Below are 16,415 nucleotides of genomic sequence, written 5' to 3' on the forward strand. Positions count from 1 at the left end.
GTGGGAGGGGGCTTGCTCCCGATGACGGCCTGTCAGTCACTTCATGTGTCGACTGAACCCCGCCATCGAGAGCAAGTGCGAATCAACGCATTCAGTGTTGAGCCCGTTGGATCTGCTGCCTGGCCAGCTCCACCACATTCTCAACCGTAAACCCGAACTTCTCCTGCAACTTGGCCAGCGGCGCCGAAGCCCCGAAGCTGTTCATCACCACTTTGGCCCCGGTCTGCCCGACATAGCGGTCCCAACCCAGGGGGCCGGCCTGTTCTATCGCTACCCGAGCCTTCACCGCGGGCGGCAACACACTGTCGCGATAGCTGCGTTCCTGCTCTTCAAACAGCTCCCAACTGGGCATTGAAATCACCTGCGCGGCAATCCCTTCGGTGGTCAACTGTTCATAGGCCGCCACGGCCAGGCTGACTTCACTGCCGGTCGCCAACAGCAACACTTCAGGGCGCTCGGCACCCGCCAGCACATAGGCGCCCCTGGCCGCCCCCGAGGCGCTCGCATACTGCGTACGGTCCAGGGTCGGCAACGCCTGGCGCGACAGCACCAGGCAGCTGGGCCGGTGGGTTTGCGCCAAGGCTACCTTCCACAATTCCAGGGTTTCATTGGCATCGCCGGGGCGCAGGGTCAGCAACCCCGGCGTGGCCCGCAGCTGCGTGAGGTGCTCGATGGGTTGGTGCGTTGGCCCGTCCTCACCCACGCCGATCGAGTCGTGGGTAAACACGAACACCACCGGCAACTCCATGATCGCCGCCAGGCGGATCGGCGGTTTCATGTAGTCGCTGAACACCAGGAACGTCGAGGTGTAGGGCCGCAGGTAGGACAAGGCCATGCCGTTGGCGATGGCGCCCATGGCATGTTCACGAATCCCGAAGTGCAGGTTGCGCCCGCTGTAGTCGTCGGCGCTGAAACGCCCGGCACCATCAAAGGTGAGATTGGTCTTGGTCGAGGGCGACAGATCCGCCGACCCGCCAATCAGCCAAGGGATATGCTGGGCGAAGGCGTTCAGCACCTCGCCGCCCGAGGCACGGCTGGCGACGCCCTTGGTATCCGCCGCAAAGTCCGGCAGGTCGGCTTGCCACTGTGCCGGCATTTCCCCGGCGCGCATGCGCTGGAGTTCGTCGGCCAATGGCGCGTCGAGCTGGGACAGGGTCTGGTTCCATTGGCTGAACAAGGGCTCGGCGCGTTCGAGCAACGCATCGCGCAACGCCGTACGCGCCGCATCGGGCACCAGGAAGCTGGAGTCCTGTGGCCAGCCATAGGCGGCCTTGGTCAGGCGGATTTCTTCTTCACCCAGCGGCTCGCCATGGGCGGCGGCTGTGTTGTGTTTGTGGGGCGAGCCATAGCCGATCACGCTGTCGACCACGATCAGGGTCGGGGCGCCGGTGTTGGCCTGGAAGGTTGCCAGCGCAGCACTCAGGGCCTGCAGATCATTGGCATCGGTGACGTGCAGGGTGTGCCAGCCATAGGCCTGGAAGCGCTGGATCACATCTTCGCTGAACGCCAGCTCCGTGTGGCCCTCGATGCTGATGGTGTTGTTGTCGTAGATCCAGCACAGGTTATCCAGCTGCAGGTGCCCGGCCAACGATGCCGCTTCGCCGCTGATACCCTCCATCATGTCGCCGTCACCGCACAGGGTGTAGACGTTGTAGTCGAACAGCACCTTGCCGTCGCGGTTGAAACGCTTGGCCAGCCAGCGCTCGGCCATGGCCATGCCGACGCTGTTGGCACAGCCCTGGCCGAGCGGGCCGGTGGTGGTTTCCACGCCGGTAGTCATGCGGTATTCGGGGTGGCCTGGGGTCTTGGAGCCCATCTGCCGGAACTGCTTGATGTCGTCGAGGCTGATCGCGGGCGCTCCGGAGCGTTTGCCATGGGCATCGATCTCGACCACACCGGCCAGGTGCAGCAGCGAATACAGCAGCATCGACGCATGCCCCACCGACAACACAAACCGATCACGGTTGGGCCAGTCGGGTTGCTGCGGGTGATAACGCAGGAAGCGACTCCACAACGTATACCCCACCGGCGCCAGGCCCATCGGCGTGCCGGGGTGGCCGGAATTGGCCTTCTGCACGGCGTCCATGGCCAGGGTGCGAATCGTGTTGATGCATTGGGTGTCGACAGCGGTGGCAGCATGATTCATGAACCGGTCTCCCTCGGGTGGCGATCTAGAGTGGAGGGCAGGGCTGGGCAAAAGGTTTGATCCCATCGCCCGCCTTGCGACGAACGGAGCCCTATTGATCCCGGACATGACAAGACCCTGCGCAATGGGCTAGCTTCAAGAGCGTAGGCCATTGATCAACGTGCAGAGGTACGCCATGCCAGTGAAACACGACCTGATTCAGGACTTGGGTAAAAGCAAGGAAGAGGTTCACCAACGTAGGGCGAGTGATAAGCGCCTGGACGCGCTGTTCGACCAGTACAAGGACGCCGACGACGCGGTACTGAAAGCGGAATCGGCCAGCGCCAGCGATGAACAGGTGGAGGTACTGAAGAAAAAGCGGCTGTTGATCAAAGACGAAATTGTGCAACGGATGGTGTAGGAACGAAGGCAATATTTGTTCAGAATTGTCTGGGGGACAGACGGCGTCTTACTGCCTATGATGCCCCCCGTCCACCCGGCTCTGGGGATTTTTGCAGCGCATGGAATGCGCAGCTGAGCCGGGCGGGCACCTCATTTCAATTCAGCAGGGTTTTCAGGCATTCGTCGATGGAGCGCTGCTGCGTCTCGCCATACAGCTGCAATTCATCAATCGTCTGACGCCCCAGCGCCTGTTCGAACTGCGCCTGGTTGGCGTTGGCTGCGTAGTGACTTTGCGCCGCATCCCCCAGGTTCGACTGGAAAATCCCCGCCGCACTCACCGGCAGGAAATCCTCATAGACCAACGGCTCTACCGCCACATGGCCGGCTGCGATCAATGCCGCCAGCGTCTGTGGTTGATTGGCTTGGCCGCGTGCCGCCAAGCCTTGTTCGGTGGCGAAGTAGCGAAAGTACGCCAGCCCCTGTTCACGCATCTGTGCATGATCATCGGGGAAGGCTTGGAAGTGTTGTTCCATCAACGCCACATAACGCGCAGCGTTGCTTTCATTGGGGAAGGCGCCCAGCGCATCGCGGGCGGCGTTCAGCAACTGGTCGTACAGGGCGCGGCCTTTGGGTGTCAGGGCGACGCCGCGTTGTTCGATTTCGCCGAAGCGTGCGCTGTGGCTGCCCTGGGCATCGGTGAAGGCGATGGCTTCGTCGAGGGCCTTGAAGCTGGTCTGGCGCAGCAGGATCGGGCAGCGACGGCGGGGTGGGCCTTCGATCACCGCCTTGGGGGTGATGCCTTTGCCAGGCATGGCGGCCTGCACTTGGTCGATATCCAGGGTGCGCGGTGTCAGGTGGTTGATGTGCGGGCCCTTGAACGCCACGACATCGGCGATCAGGCGATGCTGGTCGCTCAATTGCTGGTATTGCGCAGCGGTGACGGTGGCGGTGTGGTGCCAGCGAAAGGTTTCCAGGGCCTGGCGGATGAATTCATCAGCGTCCTGGGCGTTGAGGCCGCCGTCCCGTTCTGATTGTGCAATCAGCGCCAGTGCGCCCGGGGTGAAGATCGCACGTCTGGCCAGTGCCTGTTCGGCGAAGGCGCGCAGCTCGGGGTTTTCGATCAGTTCCAGGCGTAGCAGCGAGGTGAACACGCGAAACGGGCTGACCTGCAGCGAATGTTCATGCACGGCGCGAAAGGCCGTTGAATGCACCGGCACCCCGGCGGGCGTCAGGTCGTAGTAGCCCACCGGTTGCATGCCCATCACCGCAAACAGGCGGCGGATGGTTGCCAATTCCTCGGCGGTGCCCAGGCGGATGGCACCGTGGCGTTCCATGTCGAGGCGCTCGATCTCTGCGGTGCGGCGCAACTGCCGGGCCAGGCCCGGATCAGCCTTCAACACCCGGCTGTTGGTCTCGGCCACCAGCGCCATCAACGCGCCGTACAGCGGAACTTCATCTCGGTACATGTCCGACATGGCCTTGGAAAAACCTTTGCGGATCTCGTCGGGGCTGATATGCGCGGCGCTGGGCATAAAAAAATTCCTGAACACTAGAGATAGGGGCATGCAATGACGCGGCTTGTGCCTGGATTTTGTTGGGCTGGGTGCCAGCGTGCAAACGAAGAATCTTCAGGACTTCATTCTGCGAATGAATGACATGACGTAAATATGACAAAAACCATCCCCTGCGAAATTTCATTTTTCCCCGACTTTCCTAACAAATTCTTCACGAGGTGCGCCCAGAGCGTCATGAAACAATCGTCACGTTTGTAGGGATGAAAGCTGTTCTAAACACCGCACACATAAAAATAGATTTAGGGGCCGTCATTAATGAAAATTTCTACACTGGCGTTAGCTGTCACCGCCGCCGTGCTCGCACAGCAAGCGAGCGCCGATGGTTTTGGGCTGGGTTCTCTGGGTACAGGCAACGGTCACAGCGGTTTTCTTGAAGACAGCCATGCGTCCGTCAGTTCGCGGACCATGTACTACAGCGCCGATAACCGCTCGGGGACCAACAACGATCTGCGCGAAACCGCGACCGCGCTGCGTTTTGACTATAAGTCCGGCTACACCCAAGGCACCCTCGGCGTCGGTTTCGACGTGATGGCCTTTGGTGCGTTGCGCCTGGACGGTGGCGATGGTCACACCGCAGGCCCGGGCCTGGCGGGTAACGGCAACAGCTTCTTCCCGACCAAGAACAACGGTACCGAACCGGCCGACTCCTTCAGCCGTGCCGCCGGCAATGTGAAGTTCCGCATTTCCCAGACCGAGCTGCATGTGGGTGGCGGCCTGGCGCCGGTGTTGCCGATCCTGGTCTCGAACGACAGCCGCGTGGCGCCGCAGACCTTTGATGGCGGCATCCTCACTTCCAACGACATCCCGAACGTGAGTATCACCGCCGGTGAGTTGACCAAGGCCGAAGGCCGTGCGTCGAGCAACTCCACCGGGCTGAGCGTGGCCGGTGGTACCCGTGACAGCGACAGCTTCAAATTCGGCGGGTTTGATTACAAGCCGTTTGGCTCCTCCGACAACGCCATCGCTAAAAACCTGACGTTGCAGTACTACTACGCCAACCTGGAAAACTTCTACAAACAGAACTATTTCGGCCTGGTCCACGTATTGCCGCTGGGCAACGACCAATCGTTCAAGACGGACCTGCGCTACTTCGACAGCAGCAGCGACGGTAAAAACGGCGAGTCCGGCTATGCGTTCAACAACAACGGCGGCTACGCCAAGCACGCCGGCGAAGTGGACAACAAAACCTACAGCGCCGCGTTCACCTACCAGTTGGGCGGCAGCAGCCTGATGCTTGGCCATATCGGTGTGAGCGATGACGGTGGCTTCGTCTGGGTCAACCAGGGCAGCCTTGCCGACCCTAACCCGCAAGGCGCGGGCGGCAGCGACTTCTACCTGTTCACCGACGCCGTGGTCGGCCAGTTCTCCCGTGCCGGTGAGCAGGTCAACTTCGGTCAGTACTCTTATGACTTCAAGGCTTTCGTACCTGGCCTGAGAGCGTCCGTGGCCTACCTGGACGGTACCGGCATCAAGTCCAAAGTGGCCGGCGGTTCCGACCAGAAAGAAAACGAAACCGACTTCCGTCTCGACTACGTCGTGCAGGAAGGGCCGCTCAAGGGCTTCGGTACCACGCTGCGCACCGGTACTTACCACGGCCACAACACCGGCACGCCGGATCAGGACCAGACGCGCCTGATCTTCAACTATACCTACGCGATCTTCTAAGAACGCGCCGGGATAACAAGCGGCCGCTGAATCAGCGGCCGTTTTTTTTGGCGCTCATAAAATGAGACTTCATGTGCATCCGGGCACGGCGGGGCTCTACACTGCCCCTCACTGTGTCAGTGATGGAGGACTCGATGACGGCCAAGCCCGCAACCCACATCCTTGAAACCCTGGAAGGCCGGCGCCTGGCGGCTCAAGACGCCGAGCGCTGGCGCGAATGGGGGCCTTATCTGAGTGAACGCCAATGGGGCACCGTGCGCGAAGACTACAGCGCTGACGGCGACGCCTGGGCCTACTTTCCCCACGAGCACGCCCGCAGCCGGGCCTATCGCTGGGGTGAAGACGGCCTGGCCGGTTTCAGTGACAAGGCGCAACGCTGGTGCCTGGGCCTGGCCCTGTGGAACGAGCGCGACGCGATCATCAAGGAGCGCCTGTTCGGCCTGAACAACGCCGAGGGCAACCATGGTGAAGACGTCAAGGAGCTGTACTTCTTCGTCGACGGCGTGCCGAGTCATGCCTACATGCGCATGCTCTACAAATACCCGCATGCCGCCTTTCCCTATGAAGATTTGCTCAACGAAAACGCCCGGCGCGGTCTGGACGCCGCCGAGTATGAAGTGCTCGACACTGGGGTATTCGAAGACAACCGCTACTGCGACGTCAGTGTCGAATACGCCAAGCATCAACCCGACGATATCTGCATGCGCATCACCGTGCACAACCGCTCGGACCAACCGACGCGCTTGCAAGTACTGCCCCAGCTCTGGGCGCGCAATGACTGGAGCTGGACCTACGACGCGCCCAAGCCAAGCCTGACCCTCAGCGGCGAGCAGGTGCTGGCCCGTCACCCTGAGCTGCCCGATCGCCATCTCAGCGCGTGGGGGCAGGAGGGAGTCGAATGGCTGTTTTGCGAAAACGAGACCAACTTCCCCAAGCTGGATGGGCTGGCAGCCTTGGGGCCGTTCAAGGATGGCATCAACGATTACGTGGTGGGTGCGGTGCAATCGGCGATTCGCCGCGACCGCGGCACCAAGGTCGCGGCGCGCTTTGTACTTGAACTGGCGGGCCTGGAAAGCAAGACCCTGTACCTGCGGTTTGCCCCCACCGATGCGCCTGAGCTGAATGCGCGCAAGCTCTTCGAACAGCGTCGCCAGGAGGCGGATGATTTCTACGCGGCCTTGCAGCAGGGCATTGCCGATGAGGATGCGCGTAATGTGCAACGCCAGGCACTGGCCGGCCTGCTGTGGTCCAAGCAACTCTATTATTTTGACGTGAACCAATGGCTCGACGGCGACCCGGCCCAGCCCGCGCCACCGCCTGAGCGCCTGCATATTCGCAATACCCATTGGCGGCACCTGTCCAACTTCGACATCCTGACCATGCCCGATACCTGGGAATACCCGTGGTACGCCTCCTGGGACCAGGGCTTCCAGGCGGTGGCGATCGCACTGATCGACCCAGGGTATGCCAAGCAACAGCTGCTGTTGCTGGTGAAAGACCGCTTCATGCACCCCAACGGCCAATTGCCGGCCTATGAATGGCGTTTTGACGACGCCAACCCGCCGGTACACGCCTGGGCCAGCTGGCGGGTGTATCAGCAGGACAAAGCGCTCAACGGCGTGGGCGACATGGACTTTCTTGAGCGGATATTCCACAAGCTGCTGTTGAATTTTTCCTGGTGGGTCAACCGCAAGGACGCCGAAGGGCGCAACCTGTTCCAGGGCGGCTTCCTCGGCCTGGACAACATTGCGTTGTTCGACCGCTCGGCGGCGCTGCCGCCGGGTTACCAGTTGGATCAGGCCGACGGCACGGCCTGGGTGGCCGCCTATGCCCTGGACCTGATGCGCATCGGCCTGGAGCTGGCCAAGCGCAATGCGGTGTACGTGGACATCGCCGTGAAGTTTTTCGAGCACTTCCTGTATATCGCCGGCGCGATCAATCGCGTCGACGACAGTGCCGAAGGCTTGTGGGATGAGCAGGACCGGTTTTTCTACGACGTGCTGCACCGCCCCGACGGCCAGAATGAACCGGTGCGCCTGCGTTCCATCGTCGGCCTGATGCCGCTGTTTGCAGTGCTGGTGCTGGAGCAGCGTGAGCACGAAGGCTTGCCGGGCTTGCGTGAACGTCTGTTGGGGTTCATGAAGCACCGGCCAGACCTGGCCAAGCTGGTGTCACGCTGGAACGAACCGGGGCAGGGCAATCGCCTGTTGCTGGCGCTGTTGCGCGGTGAGCGCACCAAGGACCTGCTGCGGCGCATGTTGGAGGGCGATGAGTTCCTTTCGGCGTTTGGCGTGCGCTCTCTGTCCAAGGCATTTGCCGAGCAGCCGTTGGCGCTGAAAATGAATGGCGACACCCTGTGTGCGCGCTACCAGCCTGCTGAATCCGACTCACGCCTTTACGGCGGTAACTCCAACTGGCGGGGGCCGCTGTGGATGCCGGTGAACTACATGCTGATTGAGTCGCTGCGCGAGTTTCATCGCTACTACGCGGATAATTTCTCGGTGGAGTACCCGACGGGGAGTGGTTATCTGTCTTCCCTGGAGGAAGTCGCCGACAGCCTGAGCCAGCGTCTGACGCGTTTATTCCTGCGCGATGAAAATGGCCTGCGGCCTTCGATGGCGGGGTATGCGCAGTTGGAGGCAGATCCGGCCAGCCGGGATCTGGTGTTGTTCCATGAGTATTTCCATGGGGAAACCGGGCGGGGGTTGGGCGCATCTCATCAAACGGGATGGAGTGCTTTGGTGGCGTTGTTGCTACAGCCGAACCGCAATTGAATGTGGGAGGGAGCAAGCCCCCTCCCACCATTGGAGTTTCAGTGCACTCAGGCTGGGAACAGTTCGCTCAGCTTCATGGCCAGCATCATGTCGCCTTCAGTGCGCAGTTTGCCGCCCATGAACGCCTGCATGCCGTCGGTGGAGCCGTCGACGATGCCTTTCATGGTCTCGCCGTCCATGACCAGGGTCACTTGGGCGTCCGGGTTTTCGCCTTCCAGCAGTTCGCAGGTGTTGTTTTTAACCACCAGCGAGAAGTTCTGGGTGTCATCGATACGGAAACCGAAGACCAGGTCCAGGCCGTCGGCGGCAGCTGGGTTGAATTTGGCTTTCATTGCTTCTACGGCTTTAGCTACGTCAGTCATGGTTTCGATCCTTTAGGGTGAGTCCAGTGACCTTGGGGTCACGGTTGGCCGCAGTTCATCGGAAAGTGATGAGCTGCGGCGCCTTCAACAATTGCAAGTGGGTATGACTGTTGAAGGAAGCCAGTGCCACCTCGCGACCGCGGAATTTCAGCTGGTTGAGCGAGGTGTTAACAATTTGCCAGTTCAGTTCGAAGGCCTGGGCGGCAGGCATCCGGGTAATCAGGTGGAGCAGGGCGGTGATGGTGCCGCCGGAGGTAAACACGGCGATCTTGTGGGTGTTGTCGGCCGCCTCGAGGATGCGCTGCAGGCCACCCTGGACGCGCTCGACAAACCCCAGCCAACTTTCCAGCCCGGGCGGGTCATAGGTGCCGGCCAGCCAACGCTCGATGATCAGCGCGAAAATGCGCTGGAATTCGCTGCGGTTCTGCGCGGCATTGCGCAGGATCTCCAGGGCGTGGGGCTCGGTGCCGAGCAGGTCGGGGAGCAGGGCGCGGATGATCGCCTCGGCGTCGAACTCGTTGAAGGCACTGTCGACTTCAAGCGGTGGCACCGCGAGGCCGAGAGCCGTGTACTGATCGAAGGTAGCGCGGGCGGTGTGCTGCTGGCGACGCAGGTCGCCGGCGATGCAACGGTCGAATGCCAGGCCGAGGTCGGCCAGGTGGCGACCGAGCACTTGCGCTTGCTCCACACCGACGGGCGACAGCACGTCGTAGTCGTCTGCACCGAAGGAGGCTTGGCCATGTCGAATCAGGTAGATGCTGCCCACGTCCGTTTTCCCGGTACGTTGAAAGTCTGGCGAGGTTATGAGGATGCCCGCGAGCTGTCAATGAAAAAACATACGCTTGTTTTAAAAGCGCGTTAGAGCGGTATTGCTGGCGGTTTGAGCACTGGTCCGAAGGCGGTGCCGCCGGTATGCTGGGGCATCTGCGCCTGGCGCACATCCATTTAAATTGTCCTTATAAGGAGCGACATGGATTTTCTGGCTGAATACGCGAGTTTCCTGGCAAAGACCGTCACCCTGGTGGTCGCCATCCTGGTGGTACTGATCAGTTTCGCGGCGCTGCGCAACAAAGGCCGTCGCAAGTCCGCCGGCCAATTGCAGGTCAGCAAGCTCAACGATTTCTACAAGGGCCTGCGTGAGCGCCTGGAGTCGAGCCTGCTCGACAAAGAGCAGCTCAAGGCCCTGCGCAAAGCCGAAAGCAAAACCGAAAAGAAAAACAGCAAGAAGAAACCCGAGGCCAAGCCGCGGGTGTTCGTGCTGGATTTCGACGGTGATATCAAGGCCTCTGCCACCGAGAGCCTGCGCAATGAAATCACCGCGTTGCTGAGCCTGGCCACGCCCAAGGACGAAGTGGTGCTGCGCCTGGAAAGCGGCGGCGGCATGGTGCACAGCTATGGCCTGGCGTCATCGCAACTGGCGCGTATCCGCCAGGCGGGCGTGCCGTTGACCGTATGCATCGACAAAGTGGCGGCCAGCGGCGGCTACATGATGGCGTGCATCGGCGAGAAGATCATCAGCGCACCGTTCGCCATCCTCGGCTCCATTGGCGTGGTGGCGCAACTGCCGAACGTCAATCGCCTGCTCAAGAAGCACGATATCGACTTCGAAGTGCTGACGGCCGGCGAGTACAAGCGCACCTTGACGGTATTTGGCGAAAACACCGAGAAGGGCCGCGAGAAGTTCCAGGAGGACCTGGACATCACCCATCAGTTGTTCAAGAACTTCGTCTCGCGCTACCGCCCACAGCTGGCGATCGACGACGTGGCGACCGGCGAAGTGTGGTTGGGGGTTGCCGCCCTCGACAAACAACTGGTCGATGAACTGCAGACCAGCGACGAATACCTGGCGAACAAGGCCAAGACCGCCGAGGTTTTCCACCTGCACTATGCCGAGCGTAAAAGCCTGCAGGAACGTGTGGGCCTGGCCGCCAGCGGCTCGGTTGACCGCGTGTTGTTGACCTGGTGGAACCGGCTGACCCAGCAGCGGTTCTGGTAACTGACGCTGGGCCTGTAGGCTGATCCCTTGTGGGAGGGGGCTTGCTCCCGATGGCGATGTGACAGTCGATAACTGTATGGACTGAACCACCGCTATCGGGAGCAAGCCCTCTCCCACATTTGTTGTGTGCTATTGGAATCAGCGGGTCGGCAGTGGCGATGGGGTGGCTGCCGGAATGGGTTTGCTCATCAAGATCCCCACCACCACCGCCCCGAGCAACCCCAACAATCCGGCTACCCACAATACCCCGCCGAACCCACCCACAAACGCCTGTTGCGCCAGCGGTTGCACGGCCGCCCGTGCCGACTGCGGCAACAACCCCATCGCCGCCGGCATATCCCCGGCCACGACGCGCGAGGCAATAGCCGCCACTTGGGCCTGCCACTGAGCGTCAAGACTCGCACTGAGCAACCGCTCGCTATGGCTGCTTAACAACGCCCCATACACGCCGATGGCCAGCATGATCGCGCTGAAACGCATGGTGGTGCTCATGCCCGACGCCATTCCAGCGCGGTCGCGTGGCACGCAGGCCATGATGTTTTTCTGTGTATCGCCATTGAGCAGCCCCGCACCGGCACCGGTGACGGCAATCGCCAGGGCGAAGGGCAGATAGCCGCCGACGTTCACGGCCCAGGCACTCAGCAAGTTGCCGCAGCCCACCAGGGTCAAGCCGGCGGCCATCATCGTCGCGGGTGCAAAGCGGCCAGCCAGGCGGGCGCCGATCCGGGGGCAGATGAGCATGGTCAAAGCAAACGGCAGCATGCCCAGCCCCGAGGCAATCGCGGAAAAGCCCAAACCGTTTTGCAGGTAGAACGGCAGCAGCGTCATCATCACCTGGGCGCAACCGGCGTAGGCAAACATTCCCAACAGCGCGCCGATAAAGCGCGGGTGGCGCAACAGTTGCAAATCCACCATGGGCCGTTGTTGCAGGCGCTCGACCCACACAAACACACCCAGCAACAGCGCACCACCGACCAGGCGGGCGTAGGTCAGCGGGTTGTCCCAGCCAATGCGATTGGCCTCGATCAAGCCCCAGATCAGGCAGAGCAAGCTTGCGCTGAAGGCCAGGCTGCCCCATGGGTCGAGGCGTGCTGACTGGGTGTCGCGTGATTCGGGAATCGCGCGCAGCGCCAGGCTCATCAGTGTCAGGCCCACGGGCAGGTTGAGGTAGAAGATCCAGCGCCAGCCCAGATAGTGGGTAATCAGGCCGCCCAGGGTCGGCGCGGCGGTCATCGCCACGCCCATGCAGGCGCCCCAGAACGCCCAGGCTTTGGCACGCTCCACTTCATCGTGGAAGGTGTGGCCGATGGAGGCCAGTGCCGAGGTCAACAGCAGGGCCGCGCCGACCCCTTTGACGGCGCGGGCGATATCGAGCAACAACGCGTTCGGCGCAGCACCACAGCCCAGGGACGCCAGGATGAAAATGCTCAACCCCCAGATCAGCGATTTCTTGCGGCCAAAGCGATCGGCAATGCTGCCGGCGGGCAGTAACAAGGCCGCGAACGCGAGCATATAGGCGCTGACCACCCATTCGATATCGGCAAAATTGGCGCCCAGGTCGCGGGCGATGCTTGGCAATGTCACCGCGACGATATTGGTATCCAGCACGATCAACGAACAGACACCGGAGGCGGTCAGCAGCGTCAGGCGTGGGCTGGCCGGGTTCATGGTTGAATTACCTTGCAGGCAATCCTGAAAAGACAATTGACGGGCATCGCGAGGGCTCTCTAGTGTTGAAGTGGTATGAGCTTATCCTTGGCCGGTAACGTCTTTGTTAGCCGCTACGAAGCACTTCATTACCTTTGAGCTAAACCTCTATGGAACTACGCCATTTCCGTTACTTTCTGGCCGTTGCCCAGCACCGCAACTTCAGCCGCGCGGCCGAGCAGTTAGGCATCGCGCCGCCGACCCTGAGCCGGCAGATCCAGGACATGGAAAACAGCCTGGGCACACGCTTGTTCATCCGCCGGCAGCGCGAGGTCAGCCTCACCGAAGCGGGCGCCGCCTTGCTGATTGAAGCCGAGGCCACGGTGCGGCAATTCGAGTTCGCCCAACGCAATGCCCAGCGCGCCGGTCGTGGGGAGATCGGGCATATCGAGTTGGGTTACGTGGCTTCGGCGCTGTACTGCGGTTTGCTGCAACGGCAAATGCAGGGGTTCAGCCAGGCGTTTCCCGACGTGAGCGTGAACGTGCGCGAATGCGCGATGGCGACCTTGGCCAATGCGGTGGCGGATGGGCGGTATGACATCGGCTACATCCGCTCACCCATGAACTTGCCCGATGGCGTGGAGGCGGTACGCCTGGACAGTGAGGGCTTCGTGCTCGCGCTGCCGCAGGATTCCTGGCTGCTCGGGCTCAAAGCCATCGGCTGCGAACACTTGCAGAATGAGACGTTTATCCTGCCGGAACAGATCAGCGGCACCCTGCACGTGGCCGCACAAGGTGGCTATGCGCCACGCCTGGGGCCGCAACCGGGTGGTTTGGTCGCGGTGGTGGCGCTGGTGTCATTGGGGCAGGGCGTGGCGGTGGTGCCGGCGTCCATGGTGGGGCATGTGAGTTTGCCGGGCGTGGCGTACCGCACGATTCAGGGATGCGAAGCCTCGTCATGGTTGTCGTTGATTCACCGGCGATTTGAGCAAGCGCCGGCGGTGGTGCGCTACCTGGAGCACATCAAGCAATCAGTCGCGGTTGTACCGAGTCGGCCAGGCGCGTGAGGATCAGGCAGCACGACACCGCGCCCGCGTCCAGCACCCCCAGGGAACGCTCGCCCAGGCGACTGGCGCGGCCGATTTTCGCCACCAGGTCCTTGGTCGAATCGCGGCCGCGTGACGCAGCGCTTTTCATCGCCTCCAACGCATCATGGAAGGACGCGCCGCCGGCATGCGCGCCCTCAAAGGCTTCGACCGCCGGGATCAGCGTATCCATCAAGCACTTGTCGCCCACGCCGGCTTCGGTAATGTCCTGCAGCGAGGTCAAGCCGCCGCGCAGCAAGTGGGCGAAGGTGGTGGCGTCGATGTCATCACAGCTGCGTACCTCGTCGGCCATGCCGATAAACAGGCTGCCGTACAACGGGCCCATGGAGCCGCCGATGCCTTCCATCAGGCTCAGGGTCAGTTCATCCAGGGCTTCGGCCAGCGTCAGTTGGCGGCCTTCGATTGTGCGCCCGCAATGGGCGAACCCTTTGGCCATGTTGATGCCGTGGTCGCCATCGCCGATGGCGCCGTCCACTTCGCTCAAGTATTCACGGTTGGCGACGATCACGCTGACCAAGTCGGCAACGATGGCGCTGCCGTCGTGGGTGGAAAAATGCTGGCTCATGGTTCACTCCGCCTGGGTCATGCCGATGGAACGGCAGGGATGATCGATCAGGGTTTTCAGCTCTGCGTCCAGGCCGAGCAGGGTCAAGGTCACGCCCATCATCTCCAGGGAGGTGAAGTAGTTTCCGACGTAGCAACGGTGAATCTTCAAGCCCTTGGCGCTGAGCTGACGCTCCACTTCGGCGTAGAACACATACAGTTCCATCAGCGGCGTGGCCCCCAGGCCTGAAACCAATACCACCACGCTGTCGTCCTGGCTGAAATCGCGGTCGGCGAGGATTGGCGCGAGCATGCGTTCAGCCATCGCGGCTGCCGGTTCGATGGCGACTACTTCGATGCCCGGCTCGCCATGATGGCCGATGCCCAATTCCATCTGGCCGTCAGGGATCTGGAAGTTCGGCTTGCCGACGGCGGCAATCGTGCAGGGGGTGAGGCCGATGCCGATCGAGCGGCAATGATCGACGGTTTTTTGCGCGACCCGTATGACCCCGTCCAGGTCGTAATGCTGGGCTGCAGCGGCACCGCCGACCTTCCACATGAAAATTTCCCCAGCCACCCCTCGGCGCTTGGCGATATCGGCCTTCGGCGCGGAGGCCACGTCATCGTTGGCGACCACCGTGCGGATGCGCATGTTTTTGCTGGCCGCCATTTTCATCGCCAGCTTCACGTTCATATTGTCGCCGGCATAGTTGCCGTACAGGCAGGCCACGCCCGCGCCATGGTCGGCGGCGCGGAAGGCATCGAAAAAGCTTTTGGCGGTGGGTGACGAAAAAATTTCGCCGACGGCTACCGCGTCCACAAGGCCCGGGCCGACATAGCCGAGAAACGCCGGTTCATGGCCTGAGCCGCCGCCGGTGACAATGCCTACGCGGCCCTGGCCGGAGGGCCTGGCTTTGGTGATGACCCGAGGGTTGGTCTCGTACTGGCGCAACTCGGGGTGCGCGACCAGGATGCCGCGCAGCATGTCCTCGACCACTTGGTCCGGATCGTTGATGACTCGATTCATAACGCGGGTTCCTGTGTTCTTGTTCTGTTGGACGACAACAATCCAGTGTGGAGCGGCTTGCTCCCAGGTGGTGCGCCTAAGGTTTGAGCACAACCTTGAGCGACTTGTCTCCGCGCTCCATCACTGCAAACGCCTCCTTGAAATCCGCGAGTGCGAACGTGTGGGTCACCACATCGCGCATGTCGATCTTGCGGTTACCAATAAAGTCGATGGCGCGCGGGTACATGTAAGGCCCCAGGTGGGAGCCGAGGATATCGAGTTCCTTGCGGTCGCCGATGATCGACCAGTCGACCGTGGCTTCGTCGTTGAACACGCTGAACTCGACGAAGCGCCCCAGTTTGCGCAGCATTGCCAGGCCCTGGTTGACCGCTTTGTGGTGCCCGGTGGCCTCGATGTAAATATCGCAGCCGTAGCCATCGGTGATCTCGCGGATTTTGCCCATGACGTCGACTTCGGCCGGGTTCCAGACTTCGTCGGCGCCCAGGCGCAGGGCGAGGGCGGCGCGCTCGGGCTTCATGTCCAGCACGATGAGTCTTTTCGGATTGCGCAGGCGCACGGCGCCGATGATGCCCAGGCCCAGCGTGCCGGCGCCGGCGACCACCACAACGTCATCGTGGTCGACATTGGCGCGCTCGGCGGCGTGCAGCGAACAGGCCAGCGGCTCGATCAGGATCGCTTCATCGGGGGCGATGGATTCCGGCACTTTGTGGATGATGCCCTCCTTGGTGAAGATCATGTACTGGGCCATCGCACCCTGGACATTGTTCTGGAAACCGTAGAGGTCATGCTTCTGGCACATCCAGTACTGGCCGTGGTTGCAGAAGCGGCAGCCCCAGCAGGGCACGATCTGCTCGGAGATCACCCGGTCGCCGACCTGTACACCCCGCTTTTGCGCGCCCGGGCCGAGGGCGACTACACGGCAGACAAACTCATGCCCGGGAATCATCGGCGGTTTCACGTAGCGCGGTTGTTCGGCATCGCCCCAGAACGACGGCGCGCCGCGATAGGTCTTGATGTCGCCCATGCAGATACCGCACAGCTCGACTTTGGTGAGGATTTCATCGGGGCCAGGCGTCGGGACGTCGACGGTTTCCAGGCGATAGTCTTCCGGGCCGTGGCAGACCACGGCCTGCATGGTTTTCGGGATGACCGGGTGCAGTTGATCAGGTGTGCGTTCGGTAGCGGTGGACATGA

13 protein-coding genes are annotated in these 16,415 nt (G+C 61.8%); 5 read left to right on the forward strand and 8 right to left on the reverse strand.

Features of this window, described 5'->3' with window-relative positions; all coding sequences use genetic code 11:
• Positions 1 to 91: 91 nt before the first annotated feature.
• On the reverse strand, positions 92 to 2,146 hold the full coding sequence (gene tkt / locus ACQRBV_RS19775) for a transketolase (RefSeq protein WP_411984298.1): 2,055 nt from the start codon (positions 2,144 to 2,146) through the stop codon (positions 92 to 94).
• A 175-nt stretch (positions 2,147 to 2,321) separates the two neighbouring features.
• Between tkt and ACQRBV_RS19780 the strand changes: the two genes are divergently transcribed.
• Positions 2,322 to 2,546, forward strand: coding sequence for a YdcH family protein (locus ACQRBV_RS19780; protein WP_411984297.1), 225 nt, complete (start codon positions 2,322 to 2,324; stop codon positions 2,544 to 2,546).
• A gap of 136 nt (positions 2,547 to 2,682) precedes the next feature.
• On the opposite strand, the gene hglS is transcribed toward ACQRBV_RS19780, so the two are convergent.
• Positions 2,683 to 4,059, reverse strand: coding sequence for a 2-oxoadipate dioxygenase/decarboxylase HglS (gene hglS, locus ACQRBV_RS19785; RefSeq protein ID WP_411984296.1), 1,377 nt, complete (start codon positions 4,057 to 4,059; stop codon positions 2,683 to 2,685).
• Positions 4,060 to 4,356: 297 nt separating this feature from the next.
• Between hglS and ACQRBV_RS19790 the strand changes: the two genes are divergently transcribed.
• Both ACQRBV_RS19790 and ACQRBV_RS19795 read left to right on the forward strand, forming a co-directional pair.
• Positions 4,357 to 5,766, forward strand: a complete 1,410-nt coding sequence (locus ACQRBV_RS19790; RefSeq protein WP_411984295.1) for an OprD family outer membrane porin — start codon at positions 4,357 to 4,359, stop codon at positions 5,764 to 5,766.
• A gap of 134 nt (positions 5,767 to 5,900) precedes the next feature.
• Positions 5,901 to 8,540, forward strand: coding sequence for an MGH1-like glycoside hydrolase domain-containing protein (locus ACQRBV_RS19795; RefSeq protein WP_244383312.1), 2,640 nt, complete (start codon positions 5,901 to 5,903; stop codon positions 8,538 to 8,540).
• 47 nt (positions 8,541 to 8,587) lie between these two features.
• Here the strand turns inward: ACQRBV_RS19795 and ACQRBV_RS19800 are convergent, their stop codons facing one another.
• Complete coding sequence (locus tag ACQRBV_RS19800) at positions 8,588 to 8,902, reverse strand: SCP2 sterol-binding domain-containing protein (RefSeq protein ID WP_003215671.1); 315 nt, start codon at positions 8,900 to 8,902, stop codon at positions 8,588 to 8,590.
• Between the two features lie 55 nt (positions 8,903 to 8,957).
• Positions 8,958 to 9,668, reverse strand: a complete 711-nt coding sequence (locus ACQRBV_RS19805) for a histidine phosphatase family protein (protein ID WP_090370542.1) — start codon at positions 9,666 to 9,668, stop codon at positions 8,958 to 8,960.
• 204 nt (positions 9,669 to 9,872) lie between these two features.
• On the opposite strand from ACQRBV_RS19805, the gene sohB reads away from it, so the two are divergent.
• The gene (gene sohB, locus ACQRBV_RS19810) at positions 9,873 to 10,898 is read left to right on the forward strand and encodes a protease SohB (RefSeq protein WP_060752545.1); all 1,026 of its coding nucleotides are present in this window, start codon (positions 9,873 to 9,875) and stop codon (positions 10,896 to 10,898) included.
• Positions 10,899 to 11,036: 138 nt separating this feature from the next.
• On the opposite strand, the gene ACQRBV_RS19815 is transcribed toward sohB, so the two are convergent.
• Positions 11,037 to 12,566 (reverse strand): MFS transporter, encoded by a 1,530-nt coding sequence (locus tag ACQRBV_RS19815; protein WP_411984294.1) that lies wholly within the window; start codon positions 12,564 to 12,566, stop codon positions 11,037 to 11,039.
• A gap of 149 nt (positions 12,567 to 12,715) precedes the next feature.
• Here ACQRBV_RS19815 and ACQRBV_RS19820 point away from each other — a divergent pair, with 149 nt between their 5' ends.
• Positions 12,716 to 13,612, forward strand: a complete 897-nt coding sequence (locus ACQRBV_RS19820; RefSeq protein WP_411984293.1) for a LysR family transcriptional regulator — start codon at positions 12,716 to 12,718, stop codon at positions 13,610 to 13,612.
• Here ACQRBV_RS19820 and dhaL read toward each other — a convergent pair.
• The 3 genes from dhaL to ACQRBV_RS19835 form a co-directional block, all read right to left on the reverse strand.
• The gene (dhaL, locus tag ACQRBV_RS19825) at positions 13,569 to 14,216 is read right to left on the reverse strand and encodes a dihydroxyacetone kinase subunit DhaL (RefSeq protein WP_060752548.1); all 648 of its coding nucleotides are present in this window, start codon (positions 14,214 to 14,216) and stop codon (positions 13,569 to 13,571) included. The genes ACQRBV_RS19820 and dhaL overlap by 44 nt on opposite strands.
• Before the next feature lie 3 nt (positions 14,217 to 14,219).
• The gene (locus tag ACQRBV_RS19830) at positions 14,220 to 15,221 is read right to left on the reverse strand and encodes a dihydroxyacetone kinase subunit DhaK (RefSeq protein WP_244383315.1); all 1,002 of its coding nucleotides are present in this window, start codon (positions 15,219 to 15,221) and stop codon (positions 14,220 to 14,222) included.
• Positions 15,222 to 15,297: 76 nt separating this feature from the next.
• On the reverse strand, positions 15,298 to 16,413 hold the full coding sequence (locus tag ACQRBV_RS19835) for an MDR/zinc-dependent alcohol dehydrogenase-like family protein (RefSeq protein ID WP_090370548.1): 1,116 nt from the start codon (positions 16,411 to 16,413) through the stop codon (positions 15,298 to 15,300).
• Positions 16,414 to 16,415 lie beyond the last annotated feature (2 nt).

This window comes from Pseudomonas sp. R11F, assembly GCF_050312575.1.
Classification (GTDB): Bacteria; Pseudomonadota; Gammaproteobacteria; order Pseudomonadales; family Pseudomonadaceae; genus Aquipseudomonas; species Aquipseudomonas palleroniana.

Excerpts from the sequence above, each read along its gene's own strand:
- tkt (WP_411984298.1), bottom strand. The coding sequence starts at position 2,146 with ATGAATCATGCTGCCACCGCTGTCGACACCCAATGCATCAACACGATT.
- ACQRBV_RS19780 (WP_411984297.1), top strand. The coding sequence starts at position 2,322 with ATGCCAGTGAAACACGACCTGATTCAGGACTTGGGTAAAAGCAAGGAA.
- hglS (WP_411984296.1), bottom strand. The coding sequence starts at position 4,059 with ATGCCCAGCGCCGCGCATATCAGCCCCGACGAGATCCGCAAAGGTTTT.
- ACQRBV_RS19790 (WP_411984295.1), top strand. The coding sequence starts at position 4,357 with ATGAAAATTTCTACACTGGCGTTAGCTGTCACCGCCGCCGTGCTCGCA.
- ACQRBV_RS19795 (WP_244383312.1), top strand. The coding sequence starts at position 5,901 with ATGACGGCCAAGCCCGCAACCCACATCCTTGAAACCCTGGAAGGCCGG.
- ACQRBV_RS19800 (WP_003215671.1), bottom strand. The coding sequence starts at position 8,902 with ATGACTGACGTAGCTAAAGCCGTAGAAGCAATGAAAGCCAAATTCAAC.
- sohB (WP_060752545.1), top strand. The coding sequence starts at position 9,873 with ATGGATTTTCTGGCTGAATACGCGAGTTTCCTGGCAAAGACCGTCACC.
- ACQRBV_RS19815 (WP_411984294.1), bottom strand. The coding sequence starts at position 12,566 with ATGAACCCGGCCAGCCCACGCCTGACGCTGCTGACCGCCTCCGGTGTC.
- ACQRBV_RS19820 (WP_411984293.1), top strand. The coding sequence starts at position 12,716 with ATGGAACTACGCCATTTCCGTTACTTTCTGGCCGTTGCCCAGCACCGC.
- dhaL (WP_060752548.1), bottom strand. The coding sequence starts at position 14,216 with ATGAGCCAGCATTTTTCCACCCACGACGGCAGCGCCATCGTTGCCGAC.
- ACQRBV_RS19830 (WP_244383315.1), bottom strand. The coding sequence starts at position 15,221 with ATGAATCGAGTCATCAACGATCCGGACCAAGTGGTCGAGGACATGCTG.
- ACQRBV_RS19835 (WP_090370548.1), bottom strand. The coding sequence starts at position 16,413 with ATGTCCACCGCTACCGAACGCACACCTGATCAACTGCACCCGGTCATC.